Here is a 16,832-nt window from a genome sequence, read left to right on the forward strand (position 1 = left end):
TCGCCGGAGACCCCATGCGCGCCGCCCTTCTTTGCCTCGCCCTTGCCGCCCCCGCCGCCGCTGCCCCATGTGGCGGCGACTTCGGCGACTTCCTCAAGGCGATGGAGGCCGAGGCCATCGCCCAAGGCACCCCCGCCGACAAGGCCGCCGAATTCTTCGCAGGGGCCCGGCAGGACAAGAAGGTCCTGAAAGCCGACCGCAGCCAAGGCGTCTTCCGCAAGACTTTCCTCGACTTCTCGCAAAGCCTTATCTCCAAAGGCCGCCTCTCGACCGCCCGCTCCAAGTCCGAAAGCCTCGACGCCATCTTCGCCCGCGCCGAGACCGAATACGGCGTCTCGCGCGGTATCCTCCTCGCCTTCTGGGCCTTCGAGACCGACTTCGGCCAGGTCCAGGGCGACTTCAACACCCGTAACGCCCTCCTCACCCTCGCCCACGACTGCCGCCGGCCCGAGCTCTTCCAGCCCCAAGTCCTCGCCGCCACCCAGCTTTATGCACTGGACGAGTTCGACCTCGACACCAAGGGCGCATGGGCGGGCGAGATCGGCATGGTGCAGATGCTGCCCAAAGACATCCTCGAACGCGGGATCGATGGCGATGGCGACGGGCTGATCCTGCTCAAGACCTCGGAGGCTGACGCGATCCTCTCTGGCGCGCGGATGCTGCAGCACCATGGCTGGCGGGCCGGTGAGCCCTGGCTGGCCGAAGTCACCCTGCCCGACGGTTTCGACTGGTCCCTCACCGGCCTCGACACCGAAAAACAAACCGAAGACTGGATCGCCCTCGGCGTCACCCCCCGCAACGGCGCGCTGACACCGGGCCTTCAAGCGTCGATCCTGCTGCCCCAGGGCCGCAAAGGCCCGGCCTTTCTGATCTACCCAAACTACCGTGTGCTCTTTGAATGGAACAAGAGCTTCGTCTACGTCACCACCGCCGCCTACTTCGGGACGAGGATCGAAGGCGCCGACCCCTACAACGCAGGCAACCCCGACCCGGCGCTCAGCCTCGAAGCAATGACCGCGCTGCAGGAAAAGCTGGCCTCCCTTGGCCATGACGTGGGCAAGATCGACGGCATCCTCGGCGCGGGCACCCGGGCCGCCGTTCAGAAGGAACAGGTCCGCCTTGGCCTTCCCGCCGATGGCTGGCCGACCAAGGCGCTATTGGACGCGCTCTGATGGCCAGCTGGGGCCTGGTCTCGACGATCAAGGCGCCCGAGGAGAAGGTTCTGGCCTTCGCCGCCCACCACCTGTCGCTTGGCGCCTCGCATCTGTGGCTGTTCTTCGACGACCCCGAGGCGCCGATCCCCGCGCCGCTGACCAACCACCCCAAAGTCACCATCACCCGCTGCGACGACGCCCACTGGTCCGCCGTCGGCAAGAAACGCCCGCCGCAGCACCAGAACCGCCAGACCCAGAACGCTCGCTTCACCTACCGGCACCTCACCACCACCGACTGGATCGTCCACATCGACGTGGACGAGTTCATCCTGACCCCGCGCCCGGTGGCCGACATCCTGTACGACACCCCGCCCGACACCATCGCGATGAAGCTTGAACCGTTCGAGGCGATGCACGACCCGCTCCTGCCTGACGACATCTACACCTCGCGCGAGTTCCGCGGCGCGCTCCGCCATGAACACTGGCCCCGCCGCCGCGCAGCACTTGGCGTCTACCGCAAGATCATCCGCGACGGGATGCTCAGCCATACCGTGGGGAAGGTCATCTACCGCACGCAGGTTCCGGGCCTCCTGCCGCGCCTGCATGCGGTGATGGTCAACAAGGAATTCGTCCGCACGCCCGAGTGGCAACCGGAGATGAAGCTTCTCCACTTTCACGCCCAGGACCGGCAGGCCTGGCTTGCAGCGCTTCCCTTCCGGATGACCAAGGGAGCCTACCAGTTCCGGCCCGAACTGCAGGCCTTCCTGGCCGAGGCAAGCCCCGAGGAAATCGACAAATTCTACCGCCGGACCCAGATTCTGTCCCTGGAACTGGCGGCAGAGCTGCAGAAAGTCGGCCGCGTACTGATCGCCGACCTCGGCCTGCGCCGGAAGGTCGAGGCTCTGCTGGCCGGAGAGCTGGGCTAGAACACGATCTATGGGACCGCTCGTCGATGCACTCCGTGCACTCCTCGCTGGGGCAGCCCCGACGAGTACACGAAGTGCACGAGGAGGATGCGACAGGCGTTTGGGAACAGCGCTTCCGTCAGGTGTGATCCTGCTCTAACCGACGTTCACCAGCATCAGTGCCGCACGGCGGAAGGTGGCCATGATCTCCGCCTTTTCTCGTCCTGCAACGCCGGTTTCTGCCATCGCGCGGTCCATCACCGCCAGCCAGTCCTCGGCATCCTGACGGCGGATTTCGACATGGGCATGTATTTCCCGCAGGTTCATGTGGCCGTGGCGTTCCTGATAGTAGCGCTGCCCGCCAAGGAAGCCGCACAGAAACTCGAACTGCGCCGGCCGGACGTGGCTCAGCCCGTGACCCTTCTGGTGCATCTCCATGATCGCCCGCCCCTGCGGCAGGCTTTCGATCAGGTCGTAGAAGCGGTTGACCAGGAGGCTCACCGTTGGTTCACCGCCGATCCGGTCGATCATCGGCTCCATGGCGTCAGCTCTGTGGCCGGGTCTTCTTCGGGTCGTAATGCGACAGGGGCACGATCACCGCAGGCAGGCGCTTCTGGTGGCCGTCCAGCTTGCCAACCTCCAGCGCCGTCCCCATTTCGGCGTGGGCCACATCCACCCGCGCCAGCGCGATGTTCTTGCCCAGAACCGGCGAGCGGACCGCAGACGTCACCTCCCCCACCTGCGCCCGGCCCACATGCAGGCAATCGCCGTGGCCCACATCGACCGCCGCATCAATCTCCAGCCCGACAAAGCGCCGCGAGGGATGTTCCTTCCGCCGGATCAATGCCTCCCGCCCGACGAAGTCATCGGCCTTCGACTTCAAAGGCACCGTGAACCCGATCCCCGCCTCAAACGGATCGGTCTGGTCGCTGAACTCGCTGCCCGCGAAGATCAGCCCCGCCTCGATCCGCACCATGTCGAGCGCCGCCAGCCCCATCGGCCGCAAGCCAAGACCTTCGCCATGTGCCCAGACCGCATCGTAAACCGCCGTCCCGTCCTTCGGGTGGCAGAACACCTCGAACCCAAGCTCCCCCGTATACCCCGTCCGCGAAACGACTACCGAAGCGCCCGTTGGCCCCCCAACCCGGCCCACGGTAAACCGGAACCACCCCAGCTCCTCCACCGTCGGCTGATGCGGCGCGGTCCAGATCATGCGCTTCATGATCTCGCGCGAGTTCGGCCCCTGGACCGCCAGGTTATGCAACTGATCGGTCGATGACCGCACCATCGCCTTCAGCCCCAGCTTCTCGGCCTGCTCCCGGATCCATACCCCGCCGTAGTCGTCCCCTCCGATCCAGCGGAACTGGTCACGACCGAGCCGGTACAACGTCCCGTCGTCGATCATCCCCCCGTGGTCATAGCACATCGCGGAATAGACCACCTGGCCCTGCGAAAGCTTCGTCACGTCCCGCGTCAGCACCCATTGCATCAGCCGCTCGGCGTCCGGCCCCGTGACCTCCCACTTCCGCAGGGGCGACAGGTCCATCACCACCGCCGCCTGACGGCAGGCCCAATACTCCTCCAGCGCCCCGTTCGCCGAATAGACCTGCGGCAGCCAATAGCCTTTATATTCAACATGATGCCTTGTCTTCTCGTCAATGCGCGGATGGAAGGCAGTTTCCTTGGTCATCTTCGGCTCCGAAGCAGGCGTGGGGCGATAGGCGATGGAACGCGAGAACTTCTCGGCCCCCGAATAGGTGCGAATGTGGATATCGCTGAGATACCAGCCGTTCGCGGGCGAGGTATCGTCGGGACAGGCCGAGTTCACGCAGACAATATCCGTCAGCGCACGGAAAAGCACATAATCACCGGGCCGCGACCACGGTTCATCGCTGATCAGAACCCCATGTGAATCAATGTTCGTATTGAAGAACAGGTTCACCGCCATCCAACCGGGCCTCGGGTCTACCCCATGCCCCGCAAGCGCCCGATTAAAGTTGTCCGAGCAGTTCACATGCCCCGGATACCCGATGTCATCGTAGTACTTAGACGCACAGGCCATAGCGAAAGCGTCATGCCGACCGACCGTATCCTGCACCACCTCGACCAAGGGCACCCAGTCCTGATCGTAGTACTTCGAATGCAGCCCCGGCATCGAATAGGCATGGCCCATCAGCGTCCGGCTGGTCGTCACGTCCAGCGGGTGCTGGATGCCACGGTCCAGCTTGCGAGCATCGAAGCACTGGAAATCGGTGCACTGACGGCCATCGACGTCCAAAATCTGGATGTAGTCCCCAGCCTTGACGAAGTAGCTCTCCGCCGTCGCCGACTTCACCCGCAGGTCCAGGACCGGGTCGGCCAGGGGATCGGGCAGATCGTAATGCCCCACCATCCGGGGCTTCGCCCGCTGCACCAACAGCGTCAGCGGTGTCGCCGTGTCCTGCGCTTCCGGCGCCATCGGCAGCCCGGGTGCCGCCACCACCAGCCACCCGTCATCCAGCGCTGCGAACTCCGCCCGGGCCCCGGCAGCTGTCTCGCCCCCGAAAAGCCGGATCGCTCCAGCTTGCGCAAGATCGATCCCGCGCCGCGTAAGGCCCGTGCGCAGCCGTGACAGCCCGTCGCCAGCGGCATCGCCCAGGGCCAGCATCGCCTTCAGCCCCTCGGCCTGCGAATTGGCCGCCTGCCCCAGGACCGCCGCATCCACCCGCCCATCCGTCGTCGCCGCAACCAGCTCACAGGGCTGACCGCCCTCGTCGTTGACCAGCACCAGACGGTCGCCCGTCATCACCTGCAAAAGCACCGCCCCGCTGCCCGGCACCACATGACGCTCTTGCCCCAGATGGCGCGAGAGTCCCTGCGGTGTCAGAATGCGGCTTGGACGGGGTGGACCCGGAATGACTGCGGGATAGATGGTGTCGAGCATGGCCTCCCCCAGACCTGACCGGCGCGGACAAGGCCCCAGTCGTTTTAATGAGGATAAAACTTGTTCATCCGCAAGAATAGCCCCAGGCTAAGGGTGACACAAGCTCACGGTGGGGAAAAGGCGGCAAGATGCTGGCACTAAGCTTCGGGCTGATGGCAGCGCTGATCTGGGCGGTGCATGACCTTCTGGCGCGGAAGGTCAGCCAGGGCGCGGCCCTTCTGCCGATCCTGATCGTGGTCCTCGGCGCGGGTGCATTGGTCCTGGCACCGATCGCGCTCATCTTCGGCGATTGGGCGGTGATGACCGCCTCGGCCGTGGCCATCTCGGTCGCCTACGGCCTAGCCTACGCCGTTGCGGGCGGCGCGCTTTACAAGGCCTTCAGCGTCGCACCGGTGCGGCTCGTCTCGCCCGTCATCGGGGCCTACCCGATGCTGTCGCTGGCCATCGCCGTCGCCCAGGGCCGCACGGTGACCACCGCCGACTGGCTGGCCGTCACGGCCATCGTCACAGGCATCGCCATCGTCGCCATCGCCGCGCGCGACGACAGCCCGGAGGGCTACGCCACCACCCCCGCAGTCGCCCTGGCCTGGGCGGGGTTCAGCGGCTTAGGCTTCGCCGCGACCTTTGCTCTGGGACAAGAGGCGACCCGCCAGGGCGCCGAATTGCCCGTGATGCTCATCGGACGCGTTGTTGCTCTGACGGTCGTTCTGGCACTGGCCAGCGCCCGCGGCGGACCCATCGCACCGCAGCGCGGGCTGCTCTGGCTCCTGGTCCTGATGGGGGTCATCGACGCCCTGGCCCTTGGCCTGGTAACCGCCGCAGGCGGGCTGCCACACTCGGAGTATGCCTCGGTCACGTCATCGCTTTTCGGCGTCCTTACCGTGCTGCTCGCCGCCTGGTTCCTGAAGGAACAGGTCCGCCCCGTGCAATGGCTGGGGATTGCCGCCGTCTTTTCCGGCATCGCTGCGCTGTCCCTGCAGGCCTGACCTACTCCGCCGCCTCCACCCGCACCGGCGCCGCCCCGCGCACAGATTGCGTCAACCGGCGCTCATCCCTCGGGCTCACCCCGAAGAACTCGGTATAATGCCGGATCATCGGGCTGGACGTCATGTAGCCCACCGAAGCCGCGATCTCGCGCAGGGGGTCGTTGGAGTACAGCACCCGCTGCCGCGCCTTCATCAGCCGCAGATGGTGGTAGTAGCGGAGCGGGCTCTGCCCCGTCTCGCGCTTGAACATCCGCTCGAAATGCCGCCCCGAAAGGCCCACCGCCGCCGCGACGTCAGGGATGCGCAACGGGTCTTCGACATGGGTCTCGAACAGCCGGATCGCCTCGCGGATGGCCATGGGCAGCGTATCGGTCGTGCCCCCCGACCGGGCGACAGGAACCTTCTGGCTCGCATCCGCGTCCCGCACGAACGGATGCTGGAACCAGCAGGCAACCTCGGTCATGCAGTCGCGCCCCAGCCGTTCCTCGATCAGCCGCAGCATCAGATCGAACACCGCGCCCGCTCCGCTCGCCGTTATCCGCCGCCCTTCACGCAGGATCGTGACTTCCCGCGCTTCGATTTCCGGGAAGTCCGCCTTGAACGCGGCCTCATAGCACCAATGCACCGAACAGGGCCGCCCCTCCATCAGCCCTGCCCGCGCCAGCGGGAAAATCCCCCCTGAAAACGCCCCCAACACCACCCCCGTCCGATCAAGCCACCTCAGCCGCGCCGGGCTGCGGCGGGGGTCGGCGAAGACCGCCGGCGGCGGCGAGAGGAGGTAAAGCTGATCCACCCCCTCAAGCTCTTGCAAGGTCAGGTCCGGATCAAACCCGATCTCGGCCGACGACCGCACCGGCGCCGCAGTTTCGGACACCAGCGTCCAGACAAACTCGCGCCGTCCGGTGATCTCGTTCGCCGCCCGCAGCGGCTCGATGGCGGACGTGAGGCAGGCCATCGGAAAGCCGGGGAACAGCAGAAACCCAAGCCGAAGCGGCCCGCCGCCAGCCATCATGCCGCCCGATCAGTCATCCGGCCACCAGCCGGGCGAGGTGGCCGCGCCGTCATCGTACTGCGACAGCCACTTGGTCATCGCATCGCGATTGCGCAGGAAACCCTTGTACGCGGCAAGATCGGGATGGATGTCGCGCACCACCCGGTGCAGGCGGCGGCCCCATTTCGGCACCGTGACCAGCTCCTCGAACTTGCCCAGATAGCAGCGGATATCGAAGGCAATCGCGTTCGACCGGGGCAGCCGGTACAGCGACTGAAGCTCCACCCGCAGGTGCATCTTGTGGCCCATGTTTTCATGGGTCAGCGTCGTGCGGTCCGGCCCCCATTTCGGATAGGTCTCGGGCGCGGTATCCAGAAGCGGGTTCACCGTCATCGTCCAGTTGAAGCGCCTGACCGGCGCGCCGTGCTGCAGCTTCAGAAGGAACTTCAGCGCCCGGTCGAAGATGCCCTTCGGGTGTGCCAAAGGCACGGGCGCATGCCACTCATGGAAATTCATCCCGATATCGAAATCGACCGACCAGTCCGCCTGGCTGGTGGCGATCCCTGCATCCATCCAGAGCGTCCCGTCACGTTCGTCCTGCAAAGTCCAGTCGCCCTGGGTCTGGCGCATGATGTACTCGAACGGGCCATAGGGCAGCGTCGATTCGTCCAGGAATGTGAACGAATGGTCGATACCAAGCGGCCGGTTGATCCAGTGCCAGCGGTTTCCGGTCTTCTCCAGCGAAAACCACTCCGGATACTCCCGCGCCTTGGTCTCCATGATCAGTTCCAGGGTATCCCAGCCCGCCAGGGTCATATGCGGCAGCGACTGGCAGCGGAGCGGGTCCTCGGCCAGTACCTTGGCCCGGTCGATCATCTCGGCGACGTAGTGTTCGTCGACGTCGAGGGTCTTCTCGAAAACGCTGCCCTTGCGGCCCGGAACATGCGGCTCAAGGTTGACCGCGTACATGTAGTCGTCACGGTCGAAAGGGAACGGGAAGCGTTTGATATAATGCGGAGAATTCCGGTAGGTGAAGTCGCCCCGGAACGTCTCGTCCTTGAAGAACTCGCTGAAGGCGCCGGGCTTGAAATCAAGGCTCATGGGTCCCCTCCTATCGGTCAAGGACGAGGGTCTTGCCCTCGAAACGGCTCACGCAGGGCATGATCTTCTTGCCCGACGCATGGTCTTCGTCGCTCAGCCAATGGTCACGATGCAGGATCGTCCCATCGCATTCATGAACATTCGTTTCGCATTGTCCGCAGGCCCCGCCCCGACACAGATAGGGCGCGTCGACGCCCGCCGCCTCGATCGCCTCCAGAAGCGATTGGGCCGTCCCGACTGTGATCGTCTTGCCCGACACCGCCAGTTCCACGGTGAAGGGCTTGCCGGTCCCAGGCGCCAGAAACTCCTCATGATGCAGCGCGAGCTTCGGCCAGCCCATCGTCTCTGCCGTCGAGAGCACCCAGTTGATCATCCCCTTCGGACCGCAGACATAAAGATGCGTGCCGATCGGCTGCATCGCCAGAACGCGCGAAAGATCGATCTGTTGCCCTTGATCGTCGAAATAGCAGTGCACCCGGTCCGGATGAGCCGCCGTCAGGCGGTCCATATAGGCCCCTAGGGCCTTGGTCCGGGCCGAGTAGTGCAGCTCGAACCGCCCCCCGAAATGCGTCAGCTGCGCGATCTGCGCCAGGAACGGAGTAATCCCGATCCCCCCGGCGAGCATAAGATGCTTCCGCGCCCGGTTGTCCAATGGGAACAGATTCACCGGATGCGAGATCACCATCTCCATCCCCGGCTTGACGTGGCGGTGCATGTACAACGACCCACCCCGACCCTGATCGTCGCGCCGGACAGATATCTCGTAGCCCGACCGGTCCTCGGGATCCGACATAAGCGAATAAGGATTCATCCTGCGAGTGCCATGGTCATCCATCTCGACCACAGTATGTGCCCCGCCCGAAAACGCCGGCAGTTCGGACCCGTCACGGGCCACAAAACGGAACCGCGTCACCAGATCATTCACCGGCACGACCTCTGCCACGCGGACCAAAAGCTTGGCGACACTCATTTGAACCTCACGACGCTTTCCGGCACCTGCCCCGGGTCCTCCGCATCGATGTTCACCCCCTGGAACGCCGCAAGACGACGGGAATAATGGTCGCGGACAAAGAGGTTAAGCCCGCAATGGCTGCACTTGAACGGATCGGTCGCCACGTTCTCGGTGATCCCCTTGCAATGTACGCACTGCACCCGGCGAAGGGTCGACCCGCGATGCTCTTTCTGGATCGCCGCAAAGGGAAACCCCGTCGCCATGATGTCGCGCTCGGCCTGGCCGATCAGACCCTCGCTTCCCGCGAGGTAGAACTGGGTCCCCATATGGGTGTCTGACAGCACCCGCTGCAGACGCGGCAACAGCGCGGGAATCGTCGGGGCGCGGAAGAACTGCGCCGCTCCCAGACCCTCCAGCGCCGCAGCATGATCGACACCGGTCGGCCCAGGACAATACATCACATGCCCGGCCGCCAAGATAAGCGAACGATCATTCGCTTTCTTCAGCATGTCGATCACCGCATCGGCCCCCTCACCATCGGCCACAATCACATGCAGCTTGCCCGGCCGCGGCTCTAGGGGCGCGTAGACCGGTCGACTGCGGATCGACTTGGCATCAACTGGGGTCAGGTTGGTCTTCACGGGCTCCGGTTCCTTGGTCAATGGGCCCGCCTCGCAGCGGACCCCAGTCGGTCAGTCCTTCGCAGAACGACGCTTCTTCTCCACGTCGTAGAACGGCAGCGAATGCGTCTCGGCCTTGATCTCGCCATGGGTGGCGCAGTTGACGACAAGCTTCTTCCCGTTCACCGCCAGATCGACCGGCAGGCGCGCAATTGCCACGGTCCAGTCGTTCAGCGGCGAATACATCGCTTGCGTGACCAGACCCACCTGCTTGTCCTTCTTGAAGACCGGCGCGCCGTTGCCCGGCACCTTCTTGCCCTCAAGCTTCAGCCCCCAGATCTTGAACCGCTCGCGGCCCTTCAGCCGATAATGCTCCTCGGCCCCCCGGAAGCCCACCTTGCCGGGCGTCACGGTAAAGTCGAGGCCGAGCTCCCACAACGTGTCCCCCGGCCCCTCATCCGCAAACGGATACATCTCGGAATTGTCGAAAGGATAGAACAATAGATAGCTCTCGGTCCGCAGCATATCCAGCGTAGTGAAGCGGCAGGGGATGATCCCCATCTTCTTGCCCTCGGCCAGAATGCGGTCCCAGATCTCCACCGCATCCTGCCCCCGGCAGAAGATCTCATACCCCCGCTCACCCGTGTACCCGGTCCGCGACAGGGTAATGGGCTTCCCGAACAGCGACGTCGGCATATGGCTCATGTAGGGCAGCCCCCGGACACCGGGGATGTGCTTTTCCAGATACTGCACCGCCAACGGCCCCTGCAGCGACAGGTCGTGCAGGTTGTCGTCGAAGCGGACCGATACATCCCGCCCCGTCGCCGCCATCGTCAGCTGCTCGTGCCCCTGACCCGAGCCATGCACCACCGTGAAGGAATTGGGCCCAAATCGGTAGATCAGGCAGTCGTCGATGAACTTGCCCGCGTCATTCAGCATGCAGGCGTAGATCGCCCGCCCCGGCATGAGCTTTTCCATGTTCCGGGTCGTGGCCCGTTCGATCACATGCGACGCCGCCGGCCCGGTAATGTGCACCTTCTTCAGACCCGAGACGTCCATCAGCCCCGCCTTGGTGCGGATCGCCATGTACTCGGCATCCGGGTCGCCCTTCGCGTAGGACCAGGCGGTCCCCATCCCGCTCCAGTCCTCCAGATTTGACCCAAGCGCACGGTGGCGGTCCATCAACGCGGAAAAACGCCAGGAATTGGTCATCTGCACTCTCCCTGAGTGGTTGTTCTTTTGCGCCAAGTGTCAGGCGATTCCCGCCAGAAAGCAATAATCAAGTGCAACAATCTTTCTTGCCAGAAAACAATTGCCCAAAGAAAAGGCCGCCTCGACGGGCGGCCTTTCCGGATGCTTGTCGGCGCCTCACTCGGCAGGGGCGCTGCTGAACCAGGTCAGGGGCTGCAGAAGATAGTCGCCAAACGCCATGCGTTCGGTATCCGGCAGCACGAAGTACCAGTTCGCGATCAGCACGACCAACGCACCGGCAATCAGCGTCAGGTAAGGCAGCATGCCCGCCTTCTTCTGCCCAAGATCGCCGTAGGCAAGGCCAAGGTCGTCGTAGGCCTCTTTCGGGAACTTGCCGCCGTCCTGGACATAGTGGCGGAACCAGAACACCGGGACGATCAGCGCCGCAAAGACCAGACCCGACAGAAGCGCACCGGAATAGCCCCAGACCTTCGCGCCCGCCCCAAGGAACAGGATGTTGACGAAAGCCAGAAGCGTGTTCACCCCGATCAGCCACGATGGCGCCCTCCACGGACGTTCCATATGCGCCGAGTCGATCCGGTGGATCCAGCCTGCATTCAGGTTCAGGAAGTTGAACAGGATGTAGCCGACGTTGGAAATCGCCAGCACGTAGAAGTAGCCCCCGATGTCCGACGCGAGCGCCAGCAGGAACACGTTGAAGGCAAAGTCCGTCCACATCGCCCGGCGTGGCGCGCCATGTTCGTTGACCGTGCCCAGGTACTTCGGCAGCCAGCCATCGCGCGAGCCCTGATAAAGCGTGCGCGACGATCCGGCCATCGCGGTCATGATCGCCAGGAACAGCGCCATGATCATCAGGATCACGAAGATCTGGGTGATCACCGCCCCGCCGCCGATCATGTTGCCCATCGCCTCGCCGACGCCCGTTCCGTCGACAATCCCCGCCGCCAGCATGCCCTCGGTGCCAAGAACGCCCTGGAACGAGAACGGGATGAGGAAGAAGAACAGGCAGCACAGGAGGCCCGAGTAGAAGATCGCCCGGAACGTATCGGTCTTCGGGTCCTTCAGCTCACGGGTATAGCAGACCGCGGTTTCAAAGCCGTAGGTCGACCAGGCAGCGATATAAAGGCCGCCGAGGAACAGCGTCCAGCCGCCGATGTTCCACTCGCCATCGACGCCCGAATAGGCGGCCGTTGGCGGCACGAGGTTCGTCACGTTCATCCAGTTGATCGACCCGTTCAGGATCGGGACCAGGCCAACCAGCAAAAGCGGCACCAGCACGATGATTGCCAGCCACTTCTGGGCGCTTGCGGTCGAGGCGATGCCGCGTTCCTGGATCAAGAGGATAATCAGCATAAGGGCCACGCCGACCACGAAGTACGAGTTGAAGTACAACGTCCCGAGGCCTGGGATCACAAGCGTGCCGGCTTCCCATGTGCGGAAGGCCGGTGTCAGCGCCGACACGCCATCAGCCGTCGCAACGGCCTGGATGGCAGCCTCGGCGGTCGTACCAGCATTTTCGGCCATGTAGGCCACCACAGACTCGGTCTGCGCCGTATAGTTGGCAAGGTTCGCCGTCACCCAGTCCAGCACCGGCTGGCTGTCGGCCAGCGGGATCGGGAAGAGCGCGTTCAGGATATAGCCCGCTGCGATGACGCAGCCCAGCGACAGCACCGGCGACCAGGCGAACCAGTTGCACCACACCGACAAGGGCGCGATCAGCTTTGAATAGCGCAGCCAGGCCGTAGCACCATAAACCGAGGTCCCGCCCGACTTATTGCCGAACATCCCGGCCATTTCGGCATAGGTGAAGCTTTGCAGAAAGCCCATGATCATCGAGATGATCCAGACCGCGAAGGCCAGTTTCCCCGTCGTCCCGGCGATCCCGCCAATCGAGAAAAGCACCAGCGGCGGCACGCCGGCGGCGACCCAGAAGGCCCCCTTCCAGCTGAGCGCTCGGACCATCTGGCCCGATCCAGTTTCAGTCGTCATTCCCTCACTCCTGTTGGACGGCGCAGACGGCGCTTGGGCAGCACTTGAGGCTTGCCCTTTTCTCCGTTGCGCCTTGATTGGTCTTCACAGCGGACGTGGTGCGAACTTCCTTGTCTCGGGCTTCCTGCCTTCTCCTTCGTCCGCCGCAGTTTAGTGTCAGACCCGGTGTCCCCTGCGACCTGACGTCCCAAAGAAAAGCACGGGCGCACATCCATGGCGAGAAAAAATTGAGCCTTACGAAAGTATGTTTCCCAGAAATCACGGTTTGCCGGGGTGATCCCGCCCAAAAACAATGCGGCGCCGTCCGGGGCGCCGCATCGGTTCACGTCTCAACGAAGGTCAGTTCTTGAGGTAACTCTCCATCGAATCCTCCAGCGCATCCTTCCAGGGCGTGTGGTGGACCGGCGCCATCGTCCCGGTGATCACCGACTTGTAGGCGTTGTCGCGGAAAGTCATGATCCCCTTCTTCTTGTCGTCCTTCCAGTCGTAGAAGGCCTGGCAGGCGCCATCGACATCGAAGTCCGGATAGTCCGTCTCGGCGATCAGCTCTTTCACGTAATCGCCCTGATAGTGGATCGCGTCATGCGCGTCCTGCCCCGCATCCTCATGCGCCACCCGGTCCTCGACATCCTTGAGCAGCACCGCCTTGTCCGCCGGGATCGCGATCCGCCCCATGATCGCGTCACGCACCCACCAGGCTTGCGCGTCGAACATGTTGAAGGTGAACCACTGGTCCTGCATGCCCAGGTAAAAGAGCTTCGGGTTATGCACCCAGGCGACGCCTTTATAGAGGTCCGCCGTCGCCAGCCGGTTCGCCGTCTTCAGCCGCAGATCGTCGGGCAGGAACGGGAAGTGGTGCTTGTACCCGGTGCAAAGGATGATCGCGTCGATCTTCTTCGACGTCCCGTCCCCGAAATAGGCCGTATGCTCGTCCACCCGCACAAGCCCCGGCTTCTCCTCCCAGTTCGAGGGCCAGCCAAACCCCATCGGCGCCCGGCGGTACGTGCTGGTGACCGACTTCGCGCCGTACTTCCAGCACTGGCTGCCCACATCCTCGGCCGAATAGGACGTCCCCATGATCAGGATGTCCTTGCCCGAAAACTCCCGCGCATCGCGGAAGTCATGCGCATGCAGGACGCGGCCGTTGAACTTGTCGAAACCGGGGTACTCCGGGACATTCGGCACCGAGAAATGGCCCGAGGCGACAATCACATTGTCGAACTCCTCGCTGTACATCCGGTCGGCCTTCAGGTCATGGACCATGACCGTGAAGTTGCCCTTGCCCTCGTTGTAGGTCACCATCCGGACGGTCGTCGAAAACCGGATCCAGTCCCGCACGCCCGCCTTCTTCACCCGGCCCTCGATGTAATCGAACAGCACGGCCCGCGGCGGATAACTGGCGATCTGCTTGCCGAAATGCTCCTCGAACGAATAGTCGGCGAACTCCAGCCCTTCCTTCGGCCCGTTCGACCAGAGATAGCGGTACATGCTGCAGTGGACCGGCTCACCATATTCATCCAGGCCCGTGCGCCAGGTATAATTCCAAAGGCCGCCCCAGTTCGCCTGCTTCTCGAAACACACGATCTCGGGGATATCCGCCCCTTTGGCCTTGGCCGACTGGAACGCGCGCAGTTGCGCCAGGCCCGACGGCCCCGCCCCGATCACCGCGACTCTCTTGTTCATTCTCAACCTCCGGATGCTGGCGTGTTCTTCGCGCTTGCCGCGCTGGTTTTCGGGTCAAGCTTTAGGGATAGTTGCGCCTCTGTCAAATCTTCTTCCTGTCGGTAAACAAAGCTGACCCCGAAGGCAGGCGCCCCCGGGGCCTCAAGCACAACTTCTGCGCGAAACTTAAGCGGATTGCGTGCTACCTCGCAACCGTCACCGTGCACCCGGCCTGTCCGGCGACCTCGGCTGCGACCGAGCCCAGCACCAACCGCTTCACCCCGCGCTTGTCACCCGTACCCATCACGATGTGATCCGCCCCGATCTCCTCGGCATAAGCGATGATCGCCGGACCCGCCGTGCGCGACACCACCGCCACCGTGCCCACGTCGTTGGCTCCGGCCGCCTTGGCCTCGGCTTCCGCCTTCTTCAGGATCGCCTCGGCCTCCTCATCCGGCCACTGGTTGATCAGCGGCCCACGCACCCCTCCCAGCGCCAGGTTGATCGCGCAGATCGTGAGGTGCGACCCGGTCAGCTTGGCCAGCTCTGCCGCCTTGACCACCCCGACCATCGCATGGTCCGATCCATCGGTCGGGCAGAGTATCTTCTTCGTCATCACATCCTCCTCGGCTTGGTTGACGTCCGGGCCACGACATCACCAAATGCGGAAGGACGCCTTGACCTGCGTCAATAAATTTTACCCACCAGTAAACTCTGGAGCGCACCATGCAGCCGATCGACCCCAAGGACCGCAAGATCGCCAACATCCACAACGCCGCCTACCAGCCCTTCGCCTACCCCGACGGCGAGATGCTTGGCGACACGATCCTGCAGCTTGACGATGGGAAAGAGCTTGGCATCGGCTTCCACGTCTACCGCATGCCCCCCGGCATGACGACCCGCGGCCACCGCCACAACGGGCATGAGCAGTTCCTGATCCTTGAGGGCGAGCTTCATGAAAGCGACGGCACAGTGCTGCGGGCCGGGGATATGGTGTTCTACCGTGACGGGACCGAACACCATTCGTACTCCCCGAACGGCTGCCTTCTGGCCGTCCACATCGCCGGACCGGAAATCCCGGTCGACTAAGTCTAGCGCGGCATCTCGCTGTAGGGGCAGACATCATCCTCAAACGGCACATGCCGCCGCCGGAACTGCGCCCCTTCCACAATCTCCGGCCGGCTGATCCGGTCCATGCGGAAATGGCGGAAACCGGCGCGGGCGGGATCCCAGGCCACCAGATACCAAAGCGGCGGCAAAAGCAGCATGGCCTGCGGTTCAACCTCGCGCCGCGTTTCGGCGCCCTTCGCGTCGCGGTACAGAAACCGCAGGCACAATTGCTGCAGAAACGCCGTCTCGAAGCTGGGCAGCAGCGCCTCATCCATCGAACCCATGTCCGAGATATCCTGCTTCGGCGACAATTGCCCGACGTACAGGCAGTCAAGCAGGCGGCGAAGGTCTCTCACCTTGTCGGTGGGCAACGACTTCTCGATCTTGGCAAGCCCCGCATCGGCAAGGTCAGAGAACGGCAACGACCGCGCCGCCCGCATTGCCGCAACGCTGATCAGCAGCGCAAAGACCTCCGTCACGGAAAGCCGCGCGCTCGTCTGCAGCGATTGCGGGTCAAGCTGAAGCCCACCGCCCCGCCCGCATTCCGAATGGATGACAAAGCCCTGATCGCGCAGCGCCCCGATGTCGCGCAAAAGCGTTCGTCTCGAAGCACCCACCTCCCCGGCCAGATCGTTGACCGTCGAGGTTCCGTTGCGACGAAGGATACGCACGATGGCGTCATGTCTGAGGCGCGGGTTCATTTCCGCAAGGTAGCACATTTGATGCCAAAATCTGGCACCGTTTTACTCTAGGCCGATCATGGTCAACTCAACACGGAGAGCGAACATGACGTCCCCTGGCAAAGCAACACCCACCATCGTAAATCCGACCCACCTTCACGACCCCACGCCGAACGGCTACAGCACCGCCGTCATCTCCCCGGCAGGCGGGCGGCTCGCCTTCATCTCCGGCCAGGGCGGGCAGGACCAGACCGGAGGCCTTTCGCCCGATTTCGGAGCCCAGGTCGCGCAGGCCTACGCCAACCTCGCCGCCGTCATCCAGGCTATTGGTGCACGGCCTGAGCAGGTCGTGAAACTGACGGTCTTCGTGGTCGACCACGACATGTCGAAGCTCGGCGTCCTGACCCGGAACGTGATGCAGATGTTCGGCAAGACGCTGCCCGCGCAGACACTGGTCCCGGTCCCCAAGCTCGCCATCGACCCCATGCTCTTCGAGGTCGAGGCCGTCGTTCTTCTGGACTGAACGGCCAGCCGCCCGCCGACACGC

At 63.8% G+C, this 16,832-nt stretch carries 16 protein-coding genes; 5 read left to right on the top strand and 11 right to left on the bottom strand.

Annotation, left to right across the window (positions count from 1 at the left end; genetic code table 11):
- The first annotated feature begins 14 nt into the window (after window positions 1-14).
- Both ACRCSW_RS10795 and ACRCSW_RS10800 read left to right on the top strand, forming a co-directional pair.
- Window positions 15-1,172 (top strand): lytic murein transglycosylase, encoded by a 1,158-nt coding sequence (locus ACRCSW_RS10795; protein ID WP_438704965.1) that lies wholly within the window; start codon window positions 15-17, stop codon window positions 1,170-1,172.
- Entirely contained in the window at window positions 1,172-2,080 is a 909-nt protein-coding gene (locus ACRCSW_RS10800) for a glycosyltransferase family 2 protein (protein ID WP_438704966.1), read from the top strand. Before ACRCSW_RS10795 ends, ACRCSW_RS10800 begins: the two co-directional genes overlap by 1 nt.
- Before the next feature lie 135 nt (window positions 2,081-2,215).
- On the opposite strand, the gene ACRCSW_RS10805 is transcribed toward ACRCSW_RS10800, so the two are convergent.
- Together ACRCSW_RS10805 and ACRCSW_RS10810 are read right to left on the bottom strand one after the other, a co-directional pair.
- A complete protein-coding gene (locus ACRCSW_RS10805; protein ID WP_438704968.1) occupies window positions 2,216-2,599 on the bottom strand; it encodes a group II truncated hemoglobin in 384 nt (127 codons plus the stop codon).
- Window positions 2,600-2,603: 4 nt separating this feature from the next.
- Window positions 2,604-4,982: a DUF1989 domain-containing protein gene (locus ACRCSW_RS10810; RefSeq protein ID WP_438704970.1), complete on the bottom strand. Its 2,379-nt coding sequence runs from the start codon at window positions 4,980-4,982 to the stop codon at window positions 2,604-2,606.
- A 128-nt stretch (window positions 4,983-5,110) separates the two neighbouring features.
- Here ACRCSW_RS10810 and ACRCSW_RS10815 point away from each other — a divergent pair, with 128 nt between their 5' ends.
- Window positions 5,111-5,968, top strand: a complete 858-nt coding sequence (locus ACRCSW_RS10815; protein WP_438704972.1) for an EamA family transporter — start codon at window positions 5,111-5,113, stop codon at window positions 5,966-5,968.
- 1 nt (window position 5,969) lies between these two features.
- Here the strand turns inward: ACRCSW_RS10815 and ACRCSW_RS10820 are convergent, their stop codons facing one another.
- The 8 genes from ACRCSW_RS10820 to ACRCSW_RS10855 form a co-directional block, all read right to left on the bottom strand.
- Window positions 5,970-6,980: a GlxA family transcriptional regulator gene (locus ACRCSW_RS10820; protein ID WP_438704974.1), complete on the bottom strand. Its 1,011-nt coding sequence runs from the start codon at window positions 6,978-6,980 to the stop codon at window positions 5,970-5,972.
- A 9-nt stretch (window positions 6,981-6,989) separates the two neighbouring features.
- On the bottom strand, window positions 6,990-8,060 hold the full coding sequence (locus ACRCSW_RS10825) for a heme-dependent oxidative N-demethylase family protein (RefSeq protein WP_438704976.1): 1,071 nt from the start codon (window positions 8,058-8,060) through the stop codon (window positions 6,990-6,992).
- Window positions 8,061-8,070: 10 nt separating this feature from the next.
- The gene (locus tag ACRCSW_RS10830; protein WP_438704978.1) at window positions 8,071-9,030 is read right to left on the bottom strand and encodes a PDR/VanB family oxidoreductase; all 960 of its coding nucleotides are present in this window, start codon (window positions 9,028-9,030) and stop codon (window positions 8,071-8,073) included.
- Window positions 9,027-9,674 carry a dimethylamine monooxygenase subunit DmmA family protein gene (locus ACRCSW_RS10835; RefSeq protein ID WP_438704979.1) on the bottom strand — a complete coding sequence of 216 codons (648 nt, stop codon included), beginning with the start codon at window positions 9,672-9,674 and terminating at the stop codon, window positions 9,027-9,029. Before ACRCSW_RS10835 ends, ACRCSW_RS10830 begins: the two co-directional genes overlap by 4 nt.
- Before the next feature lie 30 nt (window positions 9,675-9,704).
- Window positions 9,705-10,844, bottom strand: coding sequence for an aminomethyltransferase family protein (locus ACRCSW_RS10840; protein WP_438704980.1), 1,140 nt, complete (start codon window positions 10,842-10,844; stop codon window positions 9,705-9,707).
- Window positions 10,845-11,000: 156 nt separating this feature from the next.
- Complete coding sequence (locus ACRCSW_RS10845) at window positions 11,001-12,833, bottom strand: APC family permease (protein WP_438704982.1); 1,833 nt, start codon at window positions 12,831-12,833, stop codon at window positions 11,001-11,003.
- 339 nt (window positions 12,834-13,172) lie between these two features.
- Window positions 13,173-14,516 carry an NAD(P)-binding domain-containing protein gene (locus tag ACRCSW_RS10850; protein ID WP_438704984.1) on the bottom strand — a complete coding sequence of 448 codons (1,344 nt, stop codon included), beginning with the start codon at window positions 14,514-14,516 and terminating at the stop codon, window positions 13,173-13,175.
- A 181-nt stretch (window positions 14,517-14,697) separates the two neighbouring features.
- Window positions 14,698-15,111 carry a universal stress protein gene (locus tag ACRCSW_RS10855; RefSeq protein WP_438704985.1) on the bottom strand — a complete coding sequence of 138 codons (414 nt, stop codon included), beginning with the start codon at window positions 15,109-15,111 and terminating at the stop codon, window positions 14,698-14,700.
- A gap of 110 nt (window positions 15,112-15,221) precedes the next feature.
- Between ACRCSW_RS10855 and ACRCSW_RS10860 the strand changes: the two genes are divergently transcribed.
- The gene (locus tag ACRCSW_RS10860) at window positions 15,222-15,584 is read left to right on the top strand and encodes a cupin domain-containing protein (RefSeq protein ID WP_438704987.1); all 363 of its coding nucleotides are present in this window, start codon (window positions 15,222-15,224) and stop codon (window positions 15,582-15,584) included.
- Between the two features lie 2 nt (window positions 15,585-15,586).
- Here the strand turns inward: ACRCSW_RS10860 and ACRCSW_RS10865 are convergent, their stop codons facing one another.
- The gene (locus ACRCSW_RS10865; protein ID WP_438705050.1) at window positions 15,587-16,306 is read right to left on the bottom strand and encodes a helix-turn-helix transcriptional regulator; all 720 of its coding nucleotides are present in this window, start codon (window positions 16,304-16,306) and stop codon (window positions 15,587-15,589) included.
- Window positions 16,307-16,391: 85 nt separating this feature from the next.
- Between ACRCSW_RS10865 and ACRCSW_RS10870 the strand changes: the two genes are divergently transcribed.
- The gene (locus ACRCSW_RS10870) at window positions 16,392-16,808 is read left to right on the top strand and encodes a RidA family protein (protein ID WP_438704989.1); all 417 of its coding nucleotides are present in this window, start codon (window positions 16,392-16,394) and stop codon (window positions 16,806-16,808) included.
- Window positions 16,809-16,832 lie beyond the last annotated feature (24 nt).

Origin of the sequence: Tabrizicola sp., from assembly GCF_051645465.1 — a bacterium.
Lineage (GTDB): Bacteria > Pseudomonadota > Alphaproteobacteria > Rhodobacterales > Rhodobacteraceae > Tabrizicola.

Bases quoted from the DNA above. Each gene is read 5' to 3' on its own strand.
- ACRCSW_RS10795 (WP_438704965.1), top strand. From the start codon at position 15: ATGCGCGCCGCCCTTCTTTGCCTCGCCCTTGCCGCCCCCGCCGCCGCT.
- ACRCSW_RS10800 (WP_438704966.1), top strand. From the start codon at position 1,172: ATGGCCAGCTGGGGCCTGGTCTCGACGATCAAGGCGCCCGAGGAGAAG.
- ACRCSW_RS10805 (WP_438704968.1), bottom strand. From the start codon at position 2,599: ATGGAGCCGATGATCGACCGGATCGGCGGTGAACCAACGGTGAGCCTC.
- ACRCSW_RS10810 (WP_438704970.1), bottom strand. From the start codon at position 4,982: ATGCTCGACACCATCTATCCCGCAGTCATTCCGGGTCCACCCCGTCCA.
- ACRCSW_RS10815 (WP_438704972.1), top strand. From the start codon at position 5,111: ATGCTGGCACTAAGCTTCGGGCTGATGGCAGCGCTGATCTGGGCGGTG.
- ACRCSW_RS10820 (WP_438704974.1), bottom strand. From the start codon at position 6,980: ATGATGGCTGGCGGCGGGCCGCTTCGGCTTGGGTTTCTGCTGTTCCCC.
- ACRCSW_RS10825 (WP_438704976.1), bottom strand. From the start codon at position 8,060: ATGAGCCTTGATTTCAAGCCCGGCGCCTTCAGCGAGTTCTTCAAGGAC.
- ACRCSW_RS10830 (WP_438704978.1), bottom strand. From the start codon at position 9,030: ATGAGTGTCGCCAAGCTTTTGGTCCGCGTGGCAGAGGTCGTGCCGGTG.
- ACRCSW_RS10840 (WP_438704980.1), bottom strand. From the start codon at position 10,844: ATGACCAATTCCTGGCGTTTTTCCGCGTTGATGGACCGCCACCGTGCG.
- ACRCSW_RS10845 (WP_438704982.1), bottom strand. From the start codon at position 12,833: ATGACGACTGAAACTGGATCGGGCCAGATGGTCCGAGCGCTCAGCTGG.
- ACRCSW_RS10850 (WP_438704984.1), bottom strand. From the start codon at position 14,516: ATGAACAAGAGAGTCGCGGTGATCGGGGCGGGGCCGTCGGGCCTGGCG.
- ACRCSW_RS10855 (WP_438704985.1), bottom strand. From the start codon at position 15,111: ATGACGAAGAAGATACTCTGCCCGACCGATGGATCGGACCATGCGATG.
- ACRCSW_RS10860 (WP_438704987.1), top strand. From the start codon at position 15,222: ATGCAGCCGATCGACCCCAAGGACCGCAAGATCGCCAACATCCACAAC.
- ACRCSW_RS10865 (WP_438705050.1), bottom strand. From the start codon at position 16,306: ATGAACCCGCGCCTCAGACATGACGCCATCGTGCGTATCCTTCGTCGC.
- ACRCSW_RS10870 (WP_438704989.1), top strand. From the start codon at position 16,392: ATGACGTCCCCTGGCAAAGCAACACCCACCATCGTAAATCCGACCCAC.